Here is a 21,533-nt window from a genome sequence, read left to right as displayed (position 1 = left end):
GAAAGACTGTGCGGTGTTTCCTATTATAAAGGACTTCTGTGGCTTTGGCAAGACATGTCCGCCCGAGTGGGCGCATAAACTTCACAGAGGGGGTGGAATGGGATGGAGTGGAGCTTTGACAGTCCCGGCGGCGCGGTGACGGTACGGCGGGAGGGAGATCAGGCAATCTGCCAGGCCATCCGGGCCTCCGACGGCAGTGGGTTTTACAAGGCGTGGCTGCACGGGGCAGGGAAGCGCTTCCTGCTGGGAACGCTCATCCCGGAGGGCGGGGCGCTTCGGCTGCGGAGAGCGCTTCCTGTCGCCCAGCTGGAGCGTCGGGGCGTCTGGCCGCCGGTGGGGGCGGAGATCCTCCCGGCGGAACCCGCCGGGGAAAACCGGCCTCCGGCCGGCTGGAACTGGGTGGATTGCCCCGGCCGGCTCATGCGGGATCCCGTGGCGGCTTCCGCAGGGCGGAGGCTGACCCGGGCCCTGCTCCGCCGGGGGGAGGAGGGCTTTGAACTGGCGTTTCCCCTTGACCCCGCCGCGCCCTTTCCACTGGAGCCCCTGTTCTGCCTGTGCCGCCTGGAGCGGATAGAGCGGGCTTGGTACCTTCTTTTTTCCTTTTCTGCCCGGGGATGTCCGGAACTTCCGCATAGCGGCGGCATCTTTGGAGAGACTAAGAGGGAATCTTGAAAAGGAGGGAAAACCTATGGCTAATCTCAGTGCGAAGGAACTTGACGCTCTCGGCGATCAGCTCAATTTTGAAAAAGTGCTCTGCTGCAAGTATCAGGCCGCGGTACAGGAGGCGGAGGACGCCCAGCTCAAGGCCAGCTTTCAGCAATACGCCGACCAGCACCGGCAGAATTTTACCTGCCTGCTGAACTATTTGCGGTAAAAGGAGGGACTTGCATGAACGACCAGGAGCGTATCACAGATCTGATCCTCAGCGAGAAAAAAATGAGCGGCAACTATGACGCCTTCGCCTCGGAATGCGTCAACGTTCAGCTTCGGGACGAATTTTTGAAGATCCTGGATCAGGGTCACCAGACCCAGACCGATCTGTTCCAGGCGGCCAAGAGCCGCGGCTGGTATCAGGTGGAGCCCGCCCCGGCCAGCAAGGTCAGCGAGGCCTACAACAAGTTCAACGCCCAGAAGCCCTGAGGCTGAGCAGGGAGCGATTTTTTCGCTCCCTGCTTATTTTTTCCTTGACAAACAGAGATTTTTTGTTATAATCATATTAAACATATAGGAATTATATAAAATCGAAAATCCGAAAGGAGTTCTCTGATATGACAAGGATCGTTTACGCTGACCATGCGGCCACTACGCCTCTTTCCACGGCGGCTCGGGAGGCTATGGAGCCCTTCTTTTCCCAGCGCTTTGGAAACCCTTCCAGCCTCTATGCCTTCGGCCAGGAGGCCAAGACCGATCTGGACGAGGCCCGGGCCCTCATCGCGGCCTGCCTCAACGCCCAGCCCGGAGAGATCTATTTTACTTCCGGCGGCACCGAGGGAGACAATTGGGCGCTGAAGGGAGTGGCCGAGCTGCGGGGGAAGAAGGGAAAGCACATCATCACCTCTGCCATCGAGCACCACGCCATTCTCCACACGGCGCAGTATCTGGAAAAGCAGGGCTTTGAGGTCACGTACCTGCCGGTGGATGCCCTGGGCCGGGTGGATCCGGAGCAGGTGCGCGCGGCCATCCGCCCCGACACGATTTTGATCTCCATTATGGCGGCCAACAACGAGATCGGCACCATAGAACCCATTGCGGCCATCGGGGCCATCGCCCGGGAGCACGGGGTGCTCTTCCATGTGGACGCGGTGCAGGCGGTGGGCCATATCCCGGTGGATGTGCAGGCCTGGAACTGCGATCTGATGTCCTTCTCGGCCCATAAGTTCTACGGTCCCGGCGGTGTGGGAGGATTCTATATGCGCAAGGGCGTCCGCCTTCCGCCGCTCATCCTGGGCGGCGGACAGGAGAGGGGCCTGCGCTCCGGCACTGAGAATGTGGCGGGCGCCGTGGGCATGGCGGCGGCGCTGCGGGAGTCCGTGGAAGAGATGAAGACGGAATCCCGCCGGCTGTCGGCCCTGCGGGACCGGATTTTGGACGAGCTTTCCAAGCTGCCCTATTCCAAGGTGACCGGAGATCGGGAGAACCGACTCCCCGGTACGGCCTCCCTTATCTTTGAGGGGGTGGAGGGCGAGGCCCTGCTCCTCCATCTGGACAGCCGCGGCATCCGGGGATCCTCCGGCTCGGCCTGCTCTTCGGCCTCGCTGGATCCCTCCCACGTGCTGCTGGCCATCGGCCTGCCCCACGAGGTGGCCCACGGCTCCCTGCGGCTCTCCCTGGGCCGGGAGACCACCGATGAGGACGTGGATTATATTTTGAAGGAAGTGCCCGAAGTGGTGAATTATCTGCGGGCCATGTCGCCGGTCTGGGATGAGGTGCAGCAGCGTCCCGTCTGGTACGAAAAGTGAGAAAAGGAGCGAGTGAATATGCTTTATTCGGAAAAGGTCATGGACCATTTTGAGCATCCCAGGAACGTGGGCGTTCTGGAAAACGCCGACGGGGTGGGCCAGGTGGGCAACCCCAAGTGCGGCGACATCATGAAGATGTACCTGAAGATCGACGACGGCGTCATCACCGACGTAAAGTTCAAGACCTTCGGCTGCGGCTCGGCCATCGCCACTTCTTCCATGGCTACCGAGCTGATCAAGGGCAAGCGGGTGGAAGAGGCACTGAACCTCACCAACGCCGCTGTCGCCGAAGCGCTGGATGGCCTGCCCGGGTACAAGATGCACTGTTCCGTGCTGGCCGAGGAGGCCATCAAGGCGGCACTGGGCGACTACTACCGGAAGCAGGGACTGCCGGTACCGGAGAGCTGTAAACTGCCCTGTGAGGATGAGCACGGAAGCTGTGCCTGCGGTCACTGAGACAGTTTGCCCCAATGTTTGAAATCGATGCCCGGACGTAGTGCTGCTGAAGCAGCACTCGCCCGGGCATTCTGCGCCGGATGGGAAAAACAGTTGCCCCCGCTTTTGCCCGGTGCTATACTGGGAACAAGACAAAAGAGGAGGGAAGGTCATGGAGAGCCTTTACAGCGTTAAGCTGTCCACGCTGGTGGAGGAGTTCGGCCTGGATGTCCTGCGGAAGGGGAAAGGGTACGACAAGTGCCTCATCCGCACCGAGGACGTGAATCGGCCCGGACTTCAGCTCATCGGTTTTTTCGATTATTTCGACCCCATGCGTCTTCAGGTGCTGGGCAAAGTGGAGTCCACCTTTTTAGAGGGAATGTCTCCGGAGGAGCGCCGCAAGAGCTTTGAACAGCTCCTGGCGCAGGACATCCCCGCTCTGATCCTCACCCGGGGAATGGAGCCCTTTCCCGAGTGCCTGGAAATGGCGGAAAAATACGACCGCACCCTGTTGAGCAGCCAGGAGACCACCTCGGCCTTCATGGGTGCGCTGATCTCCGGCCTGCGGACCAACCTTTCTCCCCGTATCACCCGCCACGGCGTACTGGTGGAGATCTACGGCGAGGGTGTGCTCATTCTGGGCGAGTCCGGCGTGGGCAAGAGCGAGACCGCCATTGAGCTTATCAAGCGCGGCCACCGGCTCATTGCCGACGATGCCGTGGAGATCAAGCGGGTGGCCGCCCACCAGCTGGTGGGCAGCGCCCCGGAGCTCATCCGGCATTATATGGAACTCAGAGGCATCGGCGTGGTGGATGTGCGGCAGCTCTTCGGCGTTTCCGCCGTCAAGGACGAGGCCAACATCGACCTGGTGGTGAATCTGGAACAGTGGCGCGATGGGGCCATGTACGACCGCCTGGGGCTGGAGGAGCTTTTCACAACGATCCTGGACGTCCAGGTCCCCGCCGTCACCATCCCGGTAAAGCCGGGCCGGAATCTGGCTGTTATCGTGGAGGTGGCGGCTATGAACAACCGCCACAAGAAGATGGGCTACAACGCGGCCCAGGCCTTTACCGAACAGATCAACAGGCACTTCGACGAGGCCATGGCCGCCCAGAACCAGCAGGAGGAAGAAGAGTAGAATTTTTCTCCGGAAAAAGGGAAATAATCCTTGCATTATGAACCCTTTCATGATAAAATACCAGAGCATGTGACCAGAACACACACCCCAGGGATGGCGGTCTTGTGTCCCCCACAGGGGATAGACCAGGCCAGATGACCAGGGTGGCGGCACAACAAAAAAGGAGGAAAACAAACTATGGCAGTCGTATCTATGAAGCAGCTTCTCGAGGCGGGCGTTCACTTTGGCCACCAGACCCGTCGGTGGAACCCCAAAATGGCCGCTTATATCTACACCGAGCGCAACGGTATCTATATCATCGACCTGCAGAAGACCGTGAAGAAGCTGGAAGAGGCCTATAACTTCGTCCGCGATACTTCCGCTCAGGGCGGCACGCTCCTGTTCGTGGGCACCAAGAAGCAGGCTCAGGAGGCCATCAAGGAAGAGGCCGGGCGCTGCGGCATGTACTATGTCAACGCCCGCTGGCTGGGCGGCATGCTCACCAACTTCAAGACCATGCGCGGCCGCGTGGATCGTCTCAATCAGCTCAAGAAGATGCAGGAGGACGGCACCTTCGACATGCTTCCCAAGAAGGAAGTCATGAAGCACATGGGCGAGATCGCCAAGTTGGAGAAGTACTTGGGCGGCGTCACCGAGATGCGCAAGCTCCCCTCCGCCATGTTTGTGGTCGATCCCCGCAAGGAGCGCAACGCCATCAATGAGGCCCGCAAGCTGAACATCCCCATCGTGGCCATCGTGGACACCAACTGCGATCCCGATGAGATTGACTATGTCATCCCCGGCAACGACGACGCCATCCGCGCCATCAAGCTCATTTCCGGCGTGATGGCCAACGCCATCCAGGAGGGCCGTCAGGGCCAGGATGCTCCCACTGCTGAGGCCTAAGTCTCTTATCACAGAAGAGAAAATGCGGAGCGCCCGCCCGTGCGCGGGCAGGCGCTCCTTTTATTTAAATTATTTGGAGGTATATACCATGGCTGCAATTACCGCAAAAGACGTACAGGCTCTGCGCGAGAAGACCGGCGTTGGCATGATGGAGTGCAAGAAGGCTCTGGTTGCCACCGAGGGCGATATGGATAAGGCTGTCGAGTTCCTGCGTGAGAAGGGCCTGGCCGCTTCCATCAAGAAGGGCGGCCGCATCGCCGCCGAGGGCGCCGCTTACGCTGCCGTGATCGACGGCGTGGGTGTGGTGGTCGAAGTCAACGCCGAGACCGATTTCGTGGGCAAGAACGAGAAATTCGTGGACTTTGTCCACGGTGTGGCTGCCGTGGTGGCCAAGTCCGCCCCCGCTGACTTGGACGCCTTGATGGCCGCTCCCTACGGCAACGGCCGTACCGTCCAGGAGGAGCAGCAGGAGATGGTCCTGGTCATCGGTGAGAACATCAAGGTCCGCCGTTTTGCCCGTTATGCTGAGAATATCAGCGTGCCATACGTCCACGCCGGCGGCAAGATCGGCGTGCTGGTGAACCTGGAGAGCGACCTGCCCGCCGAGAAGGTGGAGGTCATCGGTAAGGATGTGGCCATGCAGATCGCCGCCCTGAACCCCCGCTTCTGGGATAAGTCCCAGGTGGATGACGCCACCTTGGAAGAGGAGAAGAAGATCATGATGGTCCAGATGGCCAATGATCCCAAGATGGCTGCCAAGCCGGAGAAGGTTCGCGAGGGCATTGTCACCGGCAAGCTGCGCAAGTTCTACGAGGAGAACTGCCTGCTCCAGCAGTCCTTTGTCAAGGACGGCTCCATGAGCGTGGAGGCCTATATTGCCTCCGCCGCCAAGGCCGCCGGCGGCAGCGTGAAGTTCCTCACTGCCGTTCGCTTTGAGAAGGGCGAGGGCATCGAGAAGAAGCAGGAGAACTTTGCCGAGGAGATCGCCAAGCTCCAGAAGTAAGCAGTTCTTGTTGGCGTCCCCTGAAAACGGTCACTTGGTCTGCAATGTTGACCCGTTCAGCCGTTTCAACAAGTCCATTTAGAAAGACTCTAAGACACATTTTCGTGCCTTAGAGTCTTTTTTATCTATTTTCAGGCTCAAAGACGTCGCCGTGACGGCCTCACAAGGCGGGTTGCGCCATGCGGAAACGGATTCCTGCCCGCCCGATACTGTCTGCCGTGAAAGAAGAAGGCTTGTGTACCAACGGTTTCCAGGGAGGATGACGAGGAGATTGAATCCGGGGCCATAGAAAAATGGTTTTGGAAAACGGGAATGATGGGGGTAAAATCTAAAATAGGGAGGAAAAGGCCGCTGTGAAGCGGACTCTTTCTTGCAGCGGAATCCAGTCCCTCAAAATTCAATCCCGAATTGCTGAGACTGTATTCCACGGCCGGTTTTTGCCATGCCATCCTCGCTCCTCCCAATAAGAGTAATCCGGTTCGATATTCAGGGAGTGCATGTGCGCAAACCTGACGGCATAAAACCAGAATTTTGCCTTGAGGCTTGGCGCGGAGGGGGGATTGTTCCTGCGGATCTTGTTTGCCAGAGCATCTGTTTTTCGGTGAATCTTCTGACGTATTTTTTCCGGGATTTCCTTTGGCCCGGCGGCTCGAACAGCGAATCCAAGCCGGTAGATTTTTGGAAGACCCCAGAACATCAGGCTGTGATACATGTCCTGATTGGTGCTCCGCATACCCCCGCCCGCCGCCGTGGAGATGCAGACGCCCTGTTTATGAAACATGCGCTCGTCGGGCCGATGTACCATCCAGCGGGTTCCGTAGTGGTCGAGAAAGGACATCATCTGGCCGGTGGCGTGAAACACGTAGACGGGGCTTGCCAGAATGATCAAGTCTGCCCGATCCATTGCATCTGTAAGCTTTTGCAGTTTCCCATAGTGGGGGCAATGGGACAGTTCGGTCCGAAAACAGGTCCAACAGCCAATACAGGGTTCGTCAAAATCCCGGGGCAAGAAGAATTCTGTAATTTCTCCGCCCACCTTTTCAGCAAGCTCCCGCGCCACAAGGTATGTGCTGCCTTTGTGATTTTGACCGCTGATGATGACGATATTCATGTCTGTTGTCCCCCCCTGTTTTTGTGCCGCCCTTTTTTAAATGAAGTACTGGGACCTGCTCCAGGGCATCTTTCATGATTTTTGATTATATTCTTTTTCAGCAAAAATACAACCGGACGATGGATCCTGCAGGATGTGCCGACTCGAAACGACCTGAGTTCAGATCTGAAATGCAGGAATTGTTTGCCCCAAAAGTGCCGGACGCCTTGAATTTAAGCGGAGAGTGCTCCACAATATCTTTGTGATACGGTCAAAGGCCGGATCAACATTAAAATTTTAGGAGACTGCTGTTTGAAAAACAACACCTTGGAGATTGTCGGCTGACCGGGAGGTTTGTGCCAGACGATTTCAACCAAACCTCCCCAAATTGAACGCCAACAATTTTAGGAGGAGTACCATGAAAAAAGACGGTATTATTCGGTTAGAGACCGCAGAAGACTATCGTGAAGCAGAAAATTTGACCCGGGAGGCATTCTGGAACGTATATCGTCCCGGGTGTCTGGAGCATTATGTCCTGCACAGCTTTCGGGGCAGGCCGGACTTTGTTCCGGAACTGGATTTTGTGCTGGAACGGGACGGCAAACTCATCGGCCATGTGATGTATGCCCGCTCTGAGATCCGGACGGATGGCGGCGGCACAGTCTCCAGTATGACGTTTGGACCCATCAGCATAGCCCCGTCGGAGCAGCACAAGGGCTACGGCACCGCCCTGCTCCGGCACTCTATGGAGGTGGCTGGACGTCTTGGAGCGGGGGCCCTTGCCATAACCGGAAATATCCATTTTTACGGGAAATCCGGCTTCGTGGTTGCCGGTACCAAGGGGATCCACTACTACCACTCACTTTACTCTGGGGATGCGGCGCCTCAATCCGCTTATTGCAGACATACATTTCACATCGTGCAGCAATGCCGTCAGGGAAGTGACAAAGGCCTTGTCCTGTTCTGCCGTTCGATTGGAAGAGTCCTGAACCGGCCGCCGTTACGAATCTTTTGGCTGGGTACCGCGCCGCCAGCAGGGGGGCGATGATGCCGCCCGGATCTCTTCATCCGACACCGGGCAGCCATCGGCATTCGCATGGTTTGCCCCTTCTGTCAAACAAATGCGTTTCCTTGAAGTCTATTTGGCCATAGAAAACTGATACGCCTCGTTGATCCGGTCCAGCAGCTGTGCATCCAGATCTTCCGCCCGCTCTATGATCACGTGGTGCGTCCATCGACCGGGATATGCCTCCACCGCCGCTGCGATGCGTGGTGATTCCTTTTGCACCGCCAGCCCGAAGGAGACCATCAGGTATTTGTCGGGCCAGTCTTTTTTGCGCCGGCAGGGCAGTGAAACCATGGTGAACACGTATCTGCTCCGAAAGGAAATTTGCGTTTTCGTTACCCTGACGGTCATCTCCGGGTAACGCGCTGCGAGGGTGTTCTTCAGCGCTTCGTAGACAGACAAAAATTGTGGCAGCGGGTCAAAGAACAGCAGTTCATCCGTAGTCATGGATACCTCCTCAAACTTTCCGGATCGGATGCCGAATCACCGTTTTCCACTTTTCCGGGGCGACCTTACAGGCGTCGGTCAGATAGATTTCATGGTGCAGACGGGTGCCGGAAAGGTCGTTTTCGCAGCCGTTTTCTGCGAGATAGGCGTCCATCCGGGCTACGGAGGCGGGCTCGTCGTCATACGGCCCGAGGTGCATCATCTGTACGCAGGGCCCCTCGTCGACGGTCAGAAATTCGGCGGCGGAGCAGTCCGGCGTTTTCTTCTTCGAGGCGGTTTCCAGCGCCCAGCCAAAGTCCTCCCGTGCCGCGAAGTACGGAAGGCGGATGACCGGGATCAATTGAAACGAATCCTTGTGCGCACTGTCCACACCTCGCACGCCCTCCTGCCACCAGAAGCCCTCCAGCGGCGGCACTACGAAATCGAAATGACCTTCGATGCGCCGGTCGCCCATCTTGCTCATCTTAATGGCGTAGGCAACGGCGTAGACAACACCCACCGCCGCTTTGTACGCACCGCCCTCCTCATTGGGGTCGCCCTGTCCGCGCACGGCAATGTAATTGGCCTTCGGCACCGTCACGATTGGGGGGTACTTTTCGGCAAATAAAATTCCCCGTACTCTTTTTTAAAATCAAACGCCATCGTGATCCATCCTTTCCGCCGCTTTCAACTCTGACTTTTCCCACTTGCGCAGCACAGACAGCTGCTCAGGCGTATGGAACCAATGCTCGCCGTTTTCCATGACGGTCAGCGCCGCACTGTGGGCGGACGCGAACCGCTCCACGGTTTGGCGGCCGGTCATGTCGTCCCGCCCGGCATAGAGAATCGCCGTGGGGCAGCACCAGTTTTGTATGGGATGCTCCCGCTCCCAGGTTAGATAGCGCCACGAAAGAGTCTGACCAGAATGAGTGACGATTTCGCCCCGCTCTTTTAGTTCCTGATCGGTGATGCCTGCCCAGCCCATCATATCAGCAATCAGCCGCTCCATGTTGACAATGGGTGAGACGAAAAGCGCCTTGTGAATATGCTCTCCTGTAAAGGCAAGCATGGAGAAATGCGCGCCGATGCTGTTGGCGCGGAGGCTGATTTTCCTCCAACGGGACTTCATGTACCCCTCCACTGCCCGCAGCTCCGGCACCACCGTCCATGGGTTGAAGCGGCTTTTCCCGCCCTTGCGAGCACCGTGCTCCGGCAGATCGATTGCCAGCACCTGATACCCCGCGGGGCAGGCAATTTCGGCAAAAGCCCCACCCTCCTCCTTGCATCCGCATTGACCGTGGACAAATAAGTATATATTTTGGGACGGTTCTCCATAGAGCACGGCGGGGATATGGTCAATCAAAAATGTTTTCTCTGTCACCGATCTCATTCCTTCTCGTTCAACTGCCGCAGTACGGCGACGATATCCTTCAAAATCAGCGGCCGCATACTGTCCCCACCGGAAATCTGCGGCTCCTGCCCAATTTACCGTGCTCATATTTGTCCGGTGGCGTTTATACAGCGCAGTCCTTGGAACTGCCCTTCCGAAAGACCATTTTATACTTTTTTCGCGTCAAACAAATTCCAACGATTGCCGCTATCAGGACAATGGGGGCCAGCCTGACAAACAACCATTCAAACGCGTGAAAAACCGTGCCTGCAACGGCAAGTTCCGGGGCACTATAATCCCAACCCAAATAAGGACTATTTACTACGATCAAGACCACAGAAACTGCCGCTGTGACCACGCATAATGAGATCAGCAGCCGATGAAGGAGTTTCCTTCTGAGCGTCTTTCTCCGTGCGAGCTGCAAATTGATGATCTCCAGCTTTTCGGAGATCGCATTTATGGCATCAACCTCCGATTCAATCACAGTCTCTCCAAGTAACGTGCTCACGGGCGTCTCAAGCGCTTCCGATAGGGAGATCAATAGATCGGAATCCGGGACTGACAATCCTTGCTCCCATTTAGAGACTGTTTGCCGCACCACATTCAGCTTAATGGCAAGCTCTTATTGTGAAAGTCCCTTTGATTTTCTGATTGCCTTTATGTTTTCGCTTAACATGAGGGATAACTCCTTTCGCTTAGGTGTTACCGCCATTGTAAGGAGAATGGCCCGTTGCTGCAAGCAACGCAGATTAACACGGCTCATTTCAGCAATTTCTTCCGCAAATCGTCCAGATACAGCGTCTGCTGCCGTTTTAGATATCCGGGGACAAAGGGGCGCATCCACCAGTGCTTGCCTGTGACGGTCTCAGTACAGGTCAGTCGAGCGCCGCCCTCAGCCGCCTCGAAGATGCCCTCCCAGGCGCCGGACATGTTGCCGTTCTCCATAGTAAAAGCCCAGCGGCAAAGGGGTTCCCAGGCCGTGACGGTAAAATTCGTGGCGTAGCCGCTCTTGGTGTGCTCCACAAAATGGGTTTCGTCCAGAACTTCCACTCGGGCTAAATCACTGCGCCAGGCGGTATGGGCAAGGTCGGTCACCGTCTGCCACACCAGCTCTACCGGGCAGGGAAAATGGACTGTCACCTTGGAAGTCACCATGCGATCACCCCTTCTTCGGTTTCTTGCTGAGCTTCAGGCTGACGCCCCGGCGGTCTGCCGCCTGCTGGAGGAGTTCTATGGCGGCGAGGGCACGCTCCTTAATCGGCTGCTCGTCCAGCTCAGACCGGCTGCCCAGAGCGGCCATTACAGAGCGCAAATCCTCCAAGGGCAGGAGATGGACCGCCATGTTGAAAAGGATCTTGCGGCGGCCATCGTTGTAATGAGTCAGCAGCTCATCCAGAATCGCCCGTTTTTCTTCCAACTGGGCAAGGTAGGCTTCCAGTCCCAGATCTCGGGCCTGGGCAATATCCTGCTGTCGGTTCCGGTGTGGGACAAAGGAATCTCCGTCGTCAAAGCCTTCGTAACGGGGACAGGGGTACTCTGGACACTCCCAGCAAAACTGGACGCTGCCGTGTTTCAGGGAACATTTGGCTATGGCGCAGCTTTGGTTACCTGCTCCGCCGCCGCAGCCGGGACAATGCCCGCCTAGGTGCATGGAGCACAGGGCGCAGTTGAGGCCGCATAGGGAGAAGCGGGTTTCTGTACGGGTAAAGCCATTCATATCGTTTCCTCCCTTAGAACCACAGCGCATGCTTTTCCCGAAATACCGGGGTTTTCCCTTGGGCGTAGGGGTCGTAGCGGTTTTCGTTGCAGCCGAATTCCTGCAAAAAGCAGATCTGTCCCACCTCATTCCAGCGGATGAGGGAGAGACCGTCAAAGCTCTGGATCACACCATCCGTCATGGCGCACCGGAAGGACCACTCCACCACGGTCTGATTCTCTTTGTGGAAGTATTGCCGAATGTCCCAGCACTGCACGGTTCCACGGGTGTTCCATTCATCAAACCACAGCTTGATCTTCTCGCTGCCGTGATACTCCGGCCCCCAGCTTTCAATGTAGACGGCATCAGGCGCAAAGAGGTCCCCAATGCCCGTGTCCTGCCCGTCAAGCCACATGGAAAACCAGCGGCGGACTTGCGCTTCCCGGTGGTTGTATCCTGCCTTGTTCATCCGTTGTCCTCCTTGCGGTACTGCATCTCTCGTATCGGCATTCCGCCAATCTCGTCATCTACATAGGTTCCATTGGGACCGAACCCCATGCGCTCATAGAAGGTCCTGGCTCGCTGATTTCCCTCCAGCACCCACAAAAAGAGATCCCGGTAGCCCATGGCCTCCAACTGTTCCACCACAGCGGAAAACAGCAGTTTCCCGTAGCATTTTCCCCAGTATTCCGGCAGAAGATAGAGCGAAACGATCTCTCCCCAGTCCGACAATTCTGGGAAGCGGCTGGCACAGCAGTTGGCGGTGCCAACGATTTTTTCTCCATCCAGCAAGAGCAGAGACTCTCGGCCTGCCTGCTCCAGATAGGGAACCCATTTTCCCGCCGGAATGCCGTCCAGATAGGCCTGGGGCAACAGCCCGCGATACGCCCCGCGCCAGCTCTCCTCATACACCCGGCTAACGGCAAAGAGATCGTCACCGTTACGAAGTTTTCTGATTTCCATGGTGGATTCTCCTCATTCTGCCTGTTTGATCGGCTGCCGGATGACGGTTTTCAGCTTTTCTGGCTTGCAACGCCTGGCATCGCTCAGGTAAATCTCGTGGTGGAACCGGCCTTCCCCAAAGTCTTCCTCGTAGCCCTGGGCCCTGGCGTATTCCTCCATGGCGGACACGGTGGCGGGCTCATTGTCGTAGGGGCCGATGTGCATACACTGGACGCACAGTCCCTCCTCCCAGGGGAAGAACTCCACCGCCGAGAAGTCCCGCTGCTTTTTTTCTGTGGCTTCCCGGACGGCCCAGCGGAAAACATCTTCCGTCACAAACTCCGGCAGGCGGATGAGGGAGATCCACCGGAAATCCGCCTTGCGGGTGTAGTCCACGCCATGGCCCCCCTCCTGCCACCACAGGCCCTCCAGGGGCGGCACCGCATAGTCGAAATAGCCTTCCAGCTTGTGCTTGCCCAATTTGCTCATTTTAATGGTGAAGGCCACCGCATAGAGCAGTTCCAGGGCCTGCTTGTAGGTGCCGCCCTCTGCATTAGGATCGCCCTGGCCCCGCACGGCCAGGAAATTCATAGCGGGCACGGTGACGATGCCCGGCGTCTTGGGGGGCAGATAGAATTCCTTGTACTCCTTCTTGTAGTCAAAAGCCATGATCATTTCCTCCGTTTTTTCGGCTGGGCCTGAAGGGCCAGACAGGTGAGGCGGGTGAGGGCGGCCATGGTGTTCCGGTCCTCCACATTCTCCACCCAAATGTAGTCCCTGGCCCCCTCATAGGGCGGGGCCTTGGGCAGATCGGGAAAGGCCCCTTCGCCCTGCGGGGTGACCTTTACGAAAAGCTGGTCGCCGCAGATGACGGCGAAGAACACCCCGTCGCAGTAAAGGCCGTATTCGCCGAACATTTTCCGGCTGCGGATGGCTCCGGCCTCCCGCAGCTGCTCGGCCACATAGTCCACAAAGTCCTGATGAGAGGCCATGTCAATCCCTCCTGTAACGACGGGCCAGTGTTCCGGTCAACTCCCTCAACTGCTCCCGCAGCTCATGCGGCTCCAGCAATTCCACCTTGTCTCCGAAGGTCAGAACCCAGCTGAGCACGCTGTCCGCATCTGGAAAGCCGCCGGTAAAGCGCAGTTTGCCATCCGGTTCCACGGTGAAGCGGTCTGCCCCGTATTCCTCCACCAGCCGCCAGCGGCAGGCCGGATCAAAGAGAATAGTGACCTGGTATTTTACCGGAAAGACCTGCTCCGGCTCCAGGTTGGGCAGGGGTGCAGAACGAGGAGTAAAGGGGCCATCAGTGGTGAGCTCTGTCATACGGTTCAATTTGAACAGGCGGAAATCCTTCCGCATTTGACACCAGCCCCACACATACCAGGTGGACCAGTGAAACACCAGGTAGTAGGGCTCGACCGTGCGCACCGATTCCTCCTTGGGAGAGAAATAGGTAAAGCAAATGGTGCGGTGCTGCTCGATGGCTTCCTGGATGAGCTCAATCTTCGGCGGCAGGTTGGTCTTGTACCAGGAGGAGAGGTCAATGAGCATGTGGGCGCCGCCGGGCACCAGCCCGCCTGTCCCGGCGGACAACTTCTCCATCAGCTGCACATAGCGCCGATTGCCGCTGACACTGTCCAAGCTTCGCAGCCCTGCCAGAATGGCCTGCATCTCCGGATCGGTGAGCACCGTGCGGTCTACCCGGTAGCCCTCCATGATAGAGAGGCCGCCGCCAGCACCCTGGGCGGTGGAGATGGGGATACCCGCTCGGCACAGGGACTCGATGTCACGCTGGATGGTCCGGCGGGACACCTCGAACCGCTCCGCCAGTTCCGGGGCAGTGACCTTTTCCCGCTGGAGCAGAATGGAGAGGATGCCGATGAGCCGCTCCATTTTCATGGGATGCACCGCCTTTCCTGTTTTTTTCTGTATTATACCACAGGAACACGACAACTGTCTGTCATGTTTCTTTTTGCCTTACTCTTTTTGCAACTCTTGGGTACAATAGGGGCAACGGAGGGGATCGTCATGGGACAGATTGTGTTATATCTCGTCATGAGCGTGGACGGATATATTGCGGACGAGCAGGGCGGCGTGGGTTGGCTGGCGGGCGACGGCAGTGAGCCGGATGCCCCCCGGCAGTTACCCGGCATTTTTGGATACGGTGGACGCCATCGTCATGGGCTGGACCACTTATCACTAGTTGGTCACGGAGCTCTCCCCGGACAGTTGGCCCTATGAGGGCCGCCTTTGCTATGTGGTGACCCACCGGCAGGAAAAAGACCAGGAGGACATTTCCTTCTGAAATGGGGAACTGACTGTCCTGGTGGACAAGCTGAAAAGGTCGCATGCGGGCAATGTCTGAACCTGCGGCGGCGCGTCCGTGGCTGGGCAGCTTTTGAAAGAGGGGCGCATCGATCAGCTGTGGCTGTCGATCATCCCCTCATTGCTGGGCAAAGGCGTGCGGCTGTTTCAGGAGATTCCTAAGGAACTGCAGATGAAGCTGGTGGGGACGGAACTTTGGAACGGGATTGTGGATCTGGTGTACGAAAAGCGGTGGTAAGTGATGAGTGACCAATTTATCAATCTGACGGAAGAAAATCTGGCCTGGGAGCATCTGTGCTGCATCATCCGCAGCAAGAAGCCCCACCCCGGTGTGGAGGCCAAGCGGGCCTGGCTCCGGGAGCGGCTGAAAGAGGGGCATGTGTTCCGCAAGCTGGACGCCAAGGGCGTGGTATTCATTGAGTACGCCCCCTTGGAGACTGCCTGGGTGCCGGTGGAGGGGGATAACTTCCTCTATATCTACTGTCTTTGGGTCACCGGGGACTTCAAGGGCAAGGGCTACGGCAGGCAGTTGATGGAGTACTGCCTGGCTGATGCCAGAGCTAAGGGAAAATCCGGCGTGTGTATGCTGGGTGCGGAAAAGCAAAAGGCCTGGCTATCGGACCAGGCTTTCGCGGAAAAGTATGGGTTTGAAACGGTGGACACCACTCCGGACGGCTACCGGCTGCTGGCCCTCTCCTTTGACGGGACAAAGCCCCGGTTTGCGGAGAACGCCAAGCGGCAGGCGATCGAAACCCAGGAACTGACCGTCTATTACAGTTCCCAGTGTCCCTACATCCACCAGAGCGTGGAATTGGTGCATAAGACCTGCCGGGAACTGGAGGTGCCCTACACCCTCGTTCCGGTGGGTACCCTGGAAGAGGCCAAATCTCTGCCCTGCGTGTTCAACAACTGGGCGGTATTCTATCAGGGAAAGTTTGTGACGGTGAATCTGCTGGATGCCGCCGCGCTGAAGCGGCTTCTGAAACAGTAAAGTGTGCCCATGAAAATCAAAAAAGTTGAAAGGGATAAAAAGAGATACCTTGATTTACTTCTGCTGGCGGACGAGCAGGAGGACATGATCGACCGCTATCTGGAGCGGGGAACCATGTATTTGCTGGAGGACGATGGTGTCAAGGCCGAATGCGTGGTGACCGATGAGGGGGGCGGCGTCCTGGAGCTGAAAAACATCGCCGTGGAGCCTGCCTTTCAGGGCAAGGGTTGCGGAAAAGCCATGGTGGACTTTCTCATCCGAACCTACACAGGACAGTATACGGTGCTGCAGGTGGGCACCGGAGACAGCCCATCCACCTTTTCACTCTGGCTTACCCGCTGGGGGAACACGCCGTCCTGACCGGCATCCTTGAGCCTCTGGAGCTCCCGGTCTGCCGCCGTCACAGTCTCTTTGGAGACGTAAGACGGATTCGGGAAGTTGTTGAAGGCCCGCTCCGGAAGGCTTCCGCTGCGCTCCGTCCGGCCCCAGGCGTCGATGTAGGGCATCTGCTGGAACTGACCTGGCAGCTTGTTTATGGTCTGCCGGTCCCTGATCTGCCCGGCGGCGCTCTCGGAATATTTGCCGGAGCCGAGAAGCTGTTCCTCCACGTTGGCGATGTCACCGAAGCAGGCCCTCACCAGCGCGCGATCACTCTGAGAGGCCGGATTCAGCGCGGCCTTCGTCCGCACGATCCCTTTGGGGGAGAGGTAGTCCACGCCGGACTCCAGCACGGTGGCGATGGCGTCCTTCACCATCCGCACCGGCACGAACCCGGCGTTGCCCACGATGTTCCGCACATGGGTGCGGGGGTTGCCCAGCATGGAGAGATACCGCCACGCGTTCCACTTGTCCGTCCAGGTGGCCGGGACCTGATCGGCCACGTTCTGGAGGATCTTCTCCATGGCGGCGTCTCTTCCGGATTGGTCCCCCGCGTCCAAAAACTCCTGATAGAGGGCCTTGTCCACTGTGATCTCCGGGGCTTTGTCTCCCAGCCTCTTTTGAAGTTCCGCCTGGTAGTTCTCCACGCTTCGCCGCACGGCGTAAAGCTGCCCCTCCGGGGAGAGCTTTTTCAGCATCCTCTGCGCCTGCATGGCCTGGGCGGACGCCGTGGACAGGGCGGAGTAGTCGGTCAGGATATCAATGACGGCTCCGCTGTCTCCGGCGTTCATGGCGTTGTTCAAAAGCACCTGCCCCAGCGCGATGTTGTTTTTTGACACAACGCCCCTGGAGGCGGCCTGATGAAAGAGCACCTTTGCCCCGTCAAATCCGTTTTCCGCAACGGTTTTCCGCGCCCGTTCCCCGGCGGCCTGATCCGTAATGGTGTCGAAGGAGAACTCTCCCCTTGCAATGGCGTCCCGAATGACGGCAACGGCGCTGTCCGGCGCAGCCTGAGATTCCATCACCGTGGCGGCGGATTTTGGGATGCTCCGCCCGTCGTAGTCCTGCGTGGGGACATCCACCTGGCGGAAAGCCTTTTCCCCGTCCGGGTGGAAGGAGCCGCTCTGATTCTGCAAATGGCTGTACGGGTCGAACCCCAGCGGAGCCGCCCCCGTGCTGTCCTCGGGGGATACGGCGTCTGTTTTCGGGGAAAACTCCCCCTTGACGCCTTCCCCGGTTTGGGGTATCATGGTGTTAGAAGAAGAGGTGCTTTTCCAGGCGGGCGGCGGGTTTTCACCGTTGTCACCGCGGGCGGAGGGGCTCTCTTCTTTTTGTATCTCGGTGATATCGTGGAACACCCGTCCCCGGGCTGTCACTTTCGTTTTGACCACACCGGAGTATGTTCCCGTATCTGTTTGGAACTTTACATAGAAATTATCCCATCCACCAATGGCTTCTGGATGGTGTCCATCGTCCTCGACATTAAGAAGAAACACCGCGGGTTCAAGAGTTGTATCCAAGTTTGCCCCAGCGGCCATTTTAGCCGTTTTTATCTCTCCATCCATCCGCTTCGCCGGGAAAGTGAACTCCTCAATTCCGCCTTTATCGATATACACCTTATGGTCAGAGCCAACCTTTAGGACTTTTCCTTTGAAAAGTTTGCTCATGTACTTTCTAATCGCCGCCGGAATTTTATTCTCTGCGACTTGAACTCCATCCGGCCCAAGCAAGGCATCCTTTGGCATAGACACATACGGAACTTGATAACCCGCATTCGGCATATCACTGACCATCTCACGAATGGTCTGACGTGCGCCAGGATTAATTTTTTCCGCCTCCCCCGTGGAGGCGGTTTTTTGCGCCTGCGGAGCGGCGGCAGCGTTGACCTGATTGCCTTCCCGGTCAAATAGGGGAAGCGGTGCGGCGGTGGGACGGAATACAGGAAGCCCGATGGCCCGGTTGGCCTCGTGCCGGGCCTGCGCGGCCTGATCGGAGAATACCCCGTCTGCCTGCATGGCATGATAGGCGCGGTCAATGGCGCGGCGCTCCCGCCGCCCCTGCGCCCCGTTTGCGTAGCCGATGAGCTGTGCCCCTCCGCCCATAATGCCGCCCATCAGAGCGCCGGCGGCGGCGGCCTGTCCCACATTGGAGAGATAGAACTGTTTCGCCGCCGCGTTCCGGGCGCTCCGCTCGTCCATGCCGCCCTCCATGAGGGAGCGGGCGTAGTTTTCATATTGGGACTTGTCCCCCATGATGGCCTGATCCGCCAGATTGTCGGCGATCTCGGTGACCGCCTCCTGCGCGCCCTCGCTGCCCATGGTACCGAGCAGATTCCGCACGACCTGCCGCACCCCGGTTTTCCCGGTCCCCTTGGCCAGATCGAAGAGCTGATCCACCGGGAGCTTTTCGGTCAGCACCTCGGCGGCCCCGGCGGCGGTGGCGTTGGCAAGGGCCTGTCCCGGCGTTCCGCCCCGTTCCAGGGAATCCAGCGTGGTGTCGCCGGCCACGGAGGCCCCCATCAGGCCGAGAGAGCCGACCTTTCCGACCAGACCGCCAACCCCCATCTGCATCACCATGTCGCCCAGGTTCAATCCGAAGGCGGCGGAGCGCTGGGAATCCTTCCGGCCCGCGTCCGCGCGGGTCTGCCGAGCCCTTCGGTCTGCCGCGCTCCGGTCCAGCGCGTCCGCCTGCGTGAGCAGAGCCTTGGCCGCCCTGTTGCGTCCCGCCGTGTCCCCGGTGGCGGAGGTAATGCACATCAGCCCCCCTGCGCTGCTCCAGCCACTCCCGGCGGCGTTGGAATGGAGATTGCCCGATCCTTGTAGCGTCGGTCGGAGGCGATGCGGAGGATGGCGTAGGGCTTGCCGGCGGTCTTATTCATTTTCAGTTCCATATCGTTGGTCAGGTTTCCGATTGCAGTAATTTTCAGCATAGGTCTGTTCTCCTTTATCATTGTAATGGTATGTTGGGTTGGAAAAGGCGGCCCGTCCATACGACTCCCCGGCTTGGTGGTCAGGGTGATGGTGTCCCCAGACTCCAGCTCGTGAATCCGTCCAAAGTGATTATTCACCCCGCGATTGTGGCCAGCAACATTCCCATTCCAGATGGAGGTGGCCTCGAAGCGGCCCGAGCCCTTTTTCAGCGCAGCGCTGTCTGTGCCCTGATAAATTTTGACGCTCAGGCCGATGGTGGGAATCTTCAGCGTGCCCAGGTGGCCGCCGCTTTAGTAGAAGTCACTGGTGACATCGGTGAAAGCTGTGGTGCTTTCAATCCGGGAACCGCCACTGTCAACTTCAGGACAGGTCGCTTTGGCGCCGGGAACGGAGTTGACCAGACCGCCAGACAGCCCGCCGGGAAGCAGGTTTTGGGTCAGAGCCTCACCACTGCTGGGAAGGTAGCTGGTAGGACTGCCGAAGGCAGGCGGGATGAGGGCGGTATGTTTGCTTCGATCCACATTGGGGCCCTTTTCCTCGTAGATGGTGTCCTCCGAGGTAGGCCGTCCGAAGGTATAGTCATCCGGAGGAGCAACGGTGTATTCCGGTGCGCTGGCCGGAGCCACGCATAGAGCGCACAGCATGGCGCACAACAGAAACAGGCGGATGTTCTTCATTCGCATCATGATCTTCTCTCTTTGAACTTCTTCACAGCGAACACGCCGCCCACTGCCATGGCCCAAACAACGGCCCCAATGACCAGAGGCTGGGTTGCCATGGGTTCAGCGGTGACGCTGCAGCCGTCCTCGGTGGGTGTCTCTGTGGAAGTCTGCTCCTCCGGGATGGGCATACTGCCGAAGATGGCAGTGTAGGTCACGGTTTCGCAGTCTGTCTGGGCCAGCACCTTTTGCAGATCGTCCGTATCGCTTTTGGCGGTGATGGTTTCAATATGGGGGCGGGTGACCACACCCACAGAGTCCTCACGGGTCATATCCAGCAGAAAATACAGCCTGCCGTCCCGTTCAAAATCCTCGGTGGAAATCTGGGCGGGGTCGTCCGACAGGGCAAGCTGGTACACCTTCCGGATGCGGGAACTCTCTCCCTCCGGATATTCCTCTACCTTGATGGGATAAAAGGCGCTGGGGTTCTCTCCGGCCGCAAGGGCCGGGACGGCTCAGGTCATGGCAATGGCTGCGGCGCACAGGGTGGTAAGGATTTATTTCATGGTTGGGATTTCTCCTTTTTCAGATAATCTTTGTTTGATCCAGATATGGGTCCTGTTTCTTTGGCATCACTCCCTCTCTCGCCTGGGCTGCCGGTGGCAGAGGGCCTCGTTCCAGTCCTTGCCGTGGGGAGGCAGGCGATCCGCCACGATGTACCCCAATTCCTGATACTTTGCTGTGATCTTCTCTGCGGCCTCCCGCCCCCGCTTGTCCGCGTCCAGACACAGGATGCTCCTCTTTAAGTGCGGGTTTTCCTTGAGGTAGGTTTCCAGAGCGCCGTCATGGAGGCAGCGCAGGGCCACGGCATTGCTGCGCAGGGAACGGTTGAGGGTGCAGCAAAAACAGGGTTCCCATCGAAACCCAGCGCAGCAGGTTCGATGGGAAAAGGAGAAGCAAGGAGGTGGGCGCAGTTTTGCCGCAGGCGGAAACGGAGACAAACGGACTTTGCGACCATGTGGTCCCACGCTTGCCGGCGAACACCGCCTTGCCCGTTTCGTCCCGGCCAACGAACACACAGTTGTGGTGTTCTCCGTCCTCATACAGTAGGCCGAAGTCCAGAAAGCCACGGATGACCTGAGAGGCGATGCCTCTTTTTCTCAGGTAGGCAAACACTCTGCGGCTGTCCTGGTGTGGGGGCGGCAGGGCAAAGGGGACGGGTTCTTTGGGCTTCTCCACCGAGGCTGGATTTGGTCTGACGGACAGTGTGGGGGAATCTCTGGCCCTGCCGTGGTAGGACAGCAGGTACCCCGCCGCTTCGGGAAAGGTCTTACCGCAAAACCGTCGGAGGAAGCTGATGGCATCCCCACCCACATTTTCTGAGTAGCGGAACCATGTGCGCTGGTTTTTGATGCGGAGGCTGTCTATCTCTTTGGTGGTGTGGTAGCTGCCGATCCGCTTTACCTGATAGCACAGATGGGTCGGTAGGTTCGGCAGATTCGTGTTTTTTGCCATATTCATTTCATCCTCTGTCAATCGATTTTTGTGCTGCAGGCCATCTCTCAACCCTCCTTTCTTCTTTTTTAACTTTTCCCACACCTCGCCAACACGGCCCTTTTTCTTGGGTGGGGCAGGGATGCCACCCTCCGCAAAAGAAGGCCACACGGGGCAGCGGCGGGGGGAGCGCTCATCCACTCCGGTGAAAACGAAAAAAGGG

General features: G+C 58.0%; 26 protein-coding genes and 5 pseudogenes. 13 read left to right on the top strand and 18 right to left on the bottom strand.

All coding sequences use genetic code 11. The features are described 5' to 3' along the window. Positions 1 to 102: 102 nt before the first annotated feature. The 8 genes from ACQRD3_RS09700 (at position 103) to tsf (ending at position 5,920) form a co-directional block, all read left to right on the top strand. On the top strand, positions 103 to 672 hold the full coding sequence (locus ACQRD3_RS09700; RefSeq protein WP_143476651.1) for a hypothetical protein: 570 nt from the start codon (positions 103 to 105) through the stop codon (positions 670 to 672). Between the two features lie 16 nt (positions 673 to 688). Further along, positions 689 to 874 carry a hypothetical protein gene (locus tag ACQRD3_RS09695; RefSeq protein WP_080907717.1) on the top strand — a complete coding sequence of 62 codons (186 nt, stop codon included), beginning with the start codon at positions 689 to 691 and terminating at the stop codon, positions 872 to 874. 14 nt (positions 875 to 888) lie between these two features. Further along, positions 889 to 1,140, top strand: coding sequence for a spore coat protein (locus ACQRD3_RS09690; protein ID WP_080907718.1), 252 nt, complete (start codon positions 889 to 891; stop codon positions 1,138 to 1,140). Between the two features lie 128 nt (positions 1,141 to 1,268). Then, positions 1,269 to 2,459: a cysteine desulfurase NifS gene (gene nifS, locus ACQRD3_RS09685; RefSeq protein ID WP_080907719.1), complete on the top strand. Its 1,191-nt coding sequence runs from the start codon at positions 1,269 to 1,271 to the stop codon at positions 2,457 to 2,459. Between the two features lie 18 nt (positions 2,460 to 2,477). Continuing rightward, a complete protein-coding gene (nifU, locus tag ACQRD3_RS09680; protein ID WP_080907720.1) occupies positions 2,478 to 2,915 on the top strand; it encodes a Fe-S cluster assembly scaffold protein NifU in 438 nt (145 codons plus the stop codon). Between the two features lie 151 nt (positions 2,916 to 3,066). Beyond that, complete coding sequence (hprK, locus tag ACQRD3_RS09675; protein WP_080907721.1) at positions 3,067 to 4,032, top strand: HPr(Ser) kinase/phosphatase; 966 nt, start codon at positions 3,067 to 3,069, stop codon at positions 4,030 to 4,032. Positions 4,033 to 4,209: 177 nt separating this feature from the next. After that, a complete protein-coding gene (gene rpsB, locus ACQRD3_RS09670; RefSeq protein ID WP_080907722.1) occupies positions 4,210 to 4,917 on the top strand; it encodes a 30S ribosomal protein S2 in 708 nt (235 codons plus the stop codon). A gap of 88 nt (positions 4,918 to 5,005) precedes the next feature. After that, positions 5,006 to 5,920, top strand: coding sequence for a translation elongation factor Ts (gene tsf, locus ACQRD3_RS09665; protein WP_080907723.1), 915 nt, complete (start codon positions 5,006 to 5,008; stop codon positions 5,918 to 5,920). A 397-nt stretch (positions 5,921 to 6,317) separates the two neighbouring features. On the opposite strand, the gene ACQRD3_RS09660 is transcribed toward tsf, so the two are convergent. Then, positions 6,318 to 7,031 (bottom strand): flavodoxin family protein, encoded by a 714-nt coding sequence (locus ACQRD3_RS09660; protein ID WP_427781226.1) that lies wholly within the window; start codon positions 7,029 to 7,031, stop codon positions 6,318 to 6,320. A 397-nt stretch (positions 7,032 to 7,428) separates the two neighbouring features. On the opposite strand from ACQRD3_RS09660, the gene ACQRD3_RS09655 reads away from it, so the two are divergent. Beyond that, positions 7,429 to 8,058 carry a GNAT family N-acetyltransferase gene (locus ACQRD3_RS09655; RefSeq protein WP_427781224.1) on the top strand — a complete coding sequence of 210 codons (630 nt, stop codon included), beginning with the start codon at positions 7,429 to 7,431 and terminating at the stop codon, positions 8,056 to 8,058. A 90-nt stretch (positions 8,059 to 8,148) separates the two neighbouring features. Here the strand turns inward: ACQRD3_RS09655 and ACQRD3_RS09650 are convergent, their stop codons facing one another. From ACQRD3_RS09650 to ACQRD3_RS09600, 11 genes and pseudogenes are all read right to left on the bottom strand, one after another. Next, positions 8,149 to 8,523, bottom strand: a complete 375-nt coding sequence (locus ACQRD3_RS09650; protein WP_427781222.1) for a DUF5655 domain-containing protein — start codon at positions 8,521 to 8,523, stop codon at positions 8,149 to 8,151. Between the two features lie 10 nt (positions 8,524 to 8,533). Continuing rightward, positions 8,534 to 9,165 (bottom strand): annotated as a pseudogene (locus ACQRD3_RS09645) (GyrI-like domain-containing protein). Further along, positions 9,155 to 9,865 carry an alpha/beta hydrolase gene (locus ACQRD3_RS09640; protein ID WP_427781220.1) on the bottom strand — a complete coding sequence of 237 codons (711 nt, stop codon included), beginning with the start codon at positions 9,863 to 9,865 and terminating at the stop codon, positions 9,155 to 9,157. The pseudogene ACQRD3_RS09645 and the gene ACQRD3_RS09640 overlap by 11 nt, the downstream one beginning before the upstream one ends. Before the next feature lie 151 nt (positions 9,866 to 10,016). Continuing rightward, a pseudogene (locus tag ACQRD3_RS09635) lies at positions 10,017 to 10,568 on the bottom strand (helix-turn-helix domain-containing protein). An 83-nt stretch (positions 10,569 to 10,651) separates the two neighbouring features. Then, positions 10,652 to 11,047 carry an SRPBCC family protein gene (locus ACQRD3_RS09630; protein WP_080907737.1) on the bottom strand — a complete coding sequence of 132 codons (396 nt, stop codon included), beginning with the start codon at positions 11,045 to 11,047 and terminating at the stop codon, positions 10,652 to 10,654. Between the two features lie 4 nt (positions 11,048 to 11,051). Further along, positions 11,052 to 11,609: a DUF3795 domain-containing protein gene (locus ACQRD3_RS09625; protein ID WP_427781218.1), complete on the bottom strand. Its 558-nt coding sequence runs from the start codon at positions 11,607 to 11,609 to the stop codon at positions 11,052 to 11,054. 13 nt (positions 11,610 to 11,622) lie between these two features. Continuing rightward, the gene (locus tag ACQRD3_RS09620; protein WP_427781216.1) at positions 11,623 to 12,057 is read right to left on the bottom strand and encodes a nuclear transport factor 2 family protein; all 435 of its coding nucleotides are present in this window, start codon (positions 12,055 to 12,057) and stop codon (positions 11,623 to 11,625) included. After that, a complete protein-coding gene (locus ACQRD3_RS09615; protein WP_427781215.1) occupies positions 12,054 to 12,551 on the bottom strand; it encodes an N-acetyltransferase family protein in 498 nt (165 codons plus the stop codon). Before ACQRD3_RS09615 ends, ACQRD3_RS09620 begins: the two co-directional genes overlap by 4 nt. Positions 12,552 to 12,563: 12 nt before the next feature. After that, positions 12,564 to 13,199: a GyrI-like domain-containing protein gene (locus tag ACQRD3_RS09610; RefSeq protein WP_427781213.1), complete on the bottom strand. Its 636-nt coding sequence runs from the start codon at positions 13,197 to 13,199 to the stop codon at positions 12,564 to 12,566. Positions 13,200 to 13,201: 2 nt separating this feature from the next. Beyond that, the gene (locus ACQRD3_RS09605) at positions 13,202 to 13,522 is read right to left on the bottom strand and encodes a TfoX/Sxy family protein (RefSeq protein ID WP_427781211.1); all 321 of its coding nucleotides are present in this window, start codon (positions 13,520 to 13,522) and stop codon (positions 13,202 to 13,204) included. Position 13,523: 1 nt separating this feature from the next. Beyond that, a complete protein-coding gene (locus tag ACQRD3_RS09600) occupies positions 13,524 to 14,432 on the bottom strand; it encodes a helix-turn-helix transcriptional regulator (protein WP_427781209.1) in 909 nt (302 codons plus the stop codon). A gap of 175 nt (positions 14,433 to 14,607) precedes the next feature. On the opposite strand from ACQRD3_RS09600, the gene ACQRD3_RS09595 reads away from it, so the two are divergent. From ACQRD3_RS09595 to ACQRD3_RS09580, 4 genes and pseudogenes are all read left to right on the top strand, one after another. Next, positions 14,608 to 14,736: a hypothetical protein gene (locus ACQRD3_RS09595; RefSeq protein ID WP_427781207.1), complete on the top strand. Its 129-nt coding sequence runs from the start codon at positions 14,608 to 14,610 to the stop codon at positions 14,734 to 14,736. A gap of 180 nt (positions 14,737 to 14,916) precedes the next feature. Beyond that, entirely contained in the window at positions 14,917 to 15,096 is a 180-nt protein-coding gene (locus ACQRD3_RS09590) for a dihydrofolate reductase family protein (protein WP_427781205.1), read from the top strand. Positions 15,097 to 15,099: 3 nt separating this feature from the next. Continuing rightward, positions 15,100 to 15,849 (top strand): GNAT family N-acetyltransferase, encoded by a 750-nt coding sequence (locus ACQRD3_RS09585; protein ID WP_427781203.1) that lies wholly within the window; start codon positions 15,100 to 15,102, stop codon positions 15,847 to 15,849. Positions 15,850 to 15,858: 9 nt separating this feature from the next. Continuing rightward, positions 15,859 to 16,179 (top strand): annotated as a pseudogene (locus ACQRD3_RS09580) (GNAT family N-acetyltransferase); the annotation flags it as partial. Here ACQRD3_RS09580 and ACQRD3_RS09575 read toward each other — a convergent pair. The 6 genes and pseudogenes from ACQRD3_RS09575 to ACQRD3_RS09550 form a co-directional block, all read right to left on the bottom strand. Next, positions 16,113 to 18,983 carry a hypothetical protein gene (locus ACQRD3_RS09575; RefSeq protein WP_427781201.1) on the bottom strand — a complete coding sequence of 957 codons (2,871 nt, stop codon included), beginning with the start codon at positions 18,981 to 18,983 and terminating at the stop codon, positions 16,113 to 16,115. The pseudogene ACQRD3_RS09580 and the gene ACQRD3_RS09575 overlap by 67 nt on opposite strands. 53 nt (positions 18,984 to 19,036) lie before the next feature. Beyond that, positions 19,037 to 19,156: pseudogene (locus tag ACQRD3_RS09570) on the bottom strand (single-stranded DNA-binding protein); the annotation flags it as partial. 60 nt (positions 19,157 to 19,216) lie between these two features. Beyond that, positions 19,217 to 19,801, bottom strand: a pseudogene (locus tag ACQRD3_RS09565) (sortase domain-containing protein); the annotation flags it as partial. 38 nt (positions 19,802 to 19,839) lie between these two features. Continuing rightward, on the bottom strand, positions 19,840 to 20,235 hold the full coding sequence (locus ACQRD3_RS09560; RefSeq protein ID WP_427781199.1) for a hypothetical protein: 396 nt from the start codon (positions 20,233 to 20,235) through the stop codon (positions 19,840 to 19,842). A gap of 213 nt (positions 20,236 to 20,448) precedes the next feature. Next, positions 20,449 to 20,682 (bottom strand): toprim domain-containing protein, encoded by a 234-nt coding sequence (locus ACQRD3_RS09555; protein WP_427781197.1) that lies wholly within the window; start codon positions 20,680 to 20,682, stop codon positions 20,449 to 20,451. Further along, positions 20,660 to 21,331, bottom strand: coding sequence for a DUF3991 domain-containing protein (locus ACQRD3_RS09550; protein WP_427781195.1), 672 nt, complete (start codon positions 21,329 to 21,331; stop codon positions 20,660 to 20,662). Before ACQRD3_RS09550 ends, ACQRD3_RS09555 begins: the two co-directional genes overlap by 23 nt. Positions 21,332 to 21,533: the final 202 nt, after the last annotated feature.

The organism is Candidatus Pseudoscillospira sp. SGI.172, assembly GCF_050313575.1.
Taxonomy (GTDB): domain Bacteria; phylum Bacillota; class Clostridia; order Oscillospirales; family Oscillospiraceae; genus Vermiculatibacterium.
This window is presented reverse-complemented; position numbering and strand designations above follow the sequence as displayed.

Excerpts from the sequence above, each read along its gene's own strand:
- ACQRD3_RS09605 (WP_427781211.1), bottom strand. The coding sequence starts at position 13,522 with ATGGCCTCTCATCAGGACTTTGTGGACTATGTGGCCGAGCAGCTGCGG.
- ACQRD3_RS09550 (WP_427781195.1), bottom strand. The coding sequence starts at position 21,331 with ATGGCAAAAAACACGAATCTGCCGAACCTACCGACCCATCTGTGCTAT.
- ACQRD3_RS09650 (WP_427781222.1), bottom strand. The coding sequence starts at position 8,523 with ATGACTACGGATGAACTGCTGTTCTTTGACCCGCTGCCACAATTTTTG.
- ACQRD3_RS09700 (WP_143476651.1), top strand. The coding sequence starts at position 103 with ATGGAGTGGAGCTTTGACAGTCCCGGCGGCGCGGTGACGGTACGGCGG.
- ACQRD3_RS09655 (WP_427781224.1), top strand. The coding sequence starts at position 7,429 with ATGAAAAAAGACGGTATTATTCGGTTAGAGACCGCAGAAGACTATCGT.
- nifU (WP_080907720.1), top strand. The coding sequence starts at position 2,478 with ATGCTTTATTCGGAAAAGGTCATGGACCATTTTGAGCATCCCAGGAAC.
- rpsB (WP_080907722.1), top strand. The coding sequence starts at position 4,210 with ATGGCAGTCGTATCTATGAAGCAGCTTCTCGAGGCGGGCGTTCACTTT.
- ACQRD3_RS09625 (WP_427781218.1), bottom strand. The coding sequence starts at position 11,609 with ATGAATGGCTTTACCCGTACAGAAACCCGCTTCTCCCTATGCGGCCTC.
- hprK (WP_080907721.1), top strand. The coding sequence starts at position 3,067 with ATGGAGAGCCTTTACAGCGTTAAGCTGTCCACGCTGGTGGAGGAGTTC.
- tsf (WP_080907723.1), top strand. The coding sequence starts at position 5,006 with ATGGCTGCAATTACCGCAAAAGACGTACAGGCTCTGCGCGAGAAGACC.
- ACQRD3_RS09630 (WP_080907737.1), bottom strand. The coding sequence starts at position 11,047 with ATGGTGACTTCCAAGGTGACAGTCCATTTTCCCTGCCCGGTAGAGCTG.
- ACQRD3_RS09585 (WP_427781203.1), top strand. The coding sequence starts at position 15,100 with ATGAGTGACCAATTTATCAATCTGACGGAAGAAAATCTGGCCTGGGAG.
- ACQRD3_RS09615 (WP_427781215.1), bottom strand. The coding sequence starts at position 12,551 with ATGGAAATCAGAAAACTTCGTAACGGTGACGATCTCTTTGCCGTTAGC.
- ACQRD3_RS09610 (WP_427781213.1), bottom strand. The coding sequence starts at position 13,199 with ATGGCTTTTGACTACAAGAAGGAGTACAAGGAATTCTATCTGCCCCCC.
- ACQRD3_RS09600 (WP_427781209.1), bottom strand. The coding sequence starts at position 14,432 with ATGAAAATGGAGCGGCTCATCGGCATCCTCTCCATTCTGCTCCAGCGG.
- ACQRD3_RS09660 (WP_427781226.1), bottom strand. The coding sequence starts at position 7,031 with ATGAATATCGTCATCATCAGCGGTCAAAATCACAAAGGCAGCACATAC.
- nifS (WP_080907719.1), top strand. The coding sequence starts at position 1,269 with ATGACAAGGATCGTTTACGCTGACCATGCGGCCACTACGCCTCTTTCC.
- ACQRD3_RS09690 (WP_080907718.1), top strand. The coding sequence starts at position 889 with ATGAACGACCAGGAGCGTATCACAGATCTGATCCTCAGCGAGAAAAAA.
- ACQRD3_RS09695 (WP_080907717.1), top strand. The coding sequence starts at position 689 with ATGGCTAATCTCAGTGCGAAGGAACTTGACGCTCTCGGCGATCAGCTC.
- ACQRD3_RS09620 (WP_427781216.1), bottom strand. The coding sequence starts at position 12,057 with ATGAACAAGGCAGGATACAACCACCGGGAAGCGCAAGTCCGCCGCTGG.
- ACQRD3_RS09575 (WP_427781201.1), bottom strand. The coding sequence starts at position 18,983 with ATGTGCATTACCTCCGCCACCGGGGACACGGCGGGACGCAACAGGGCG.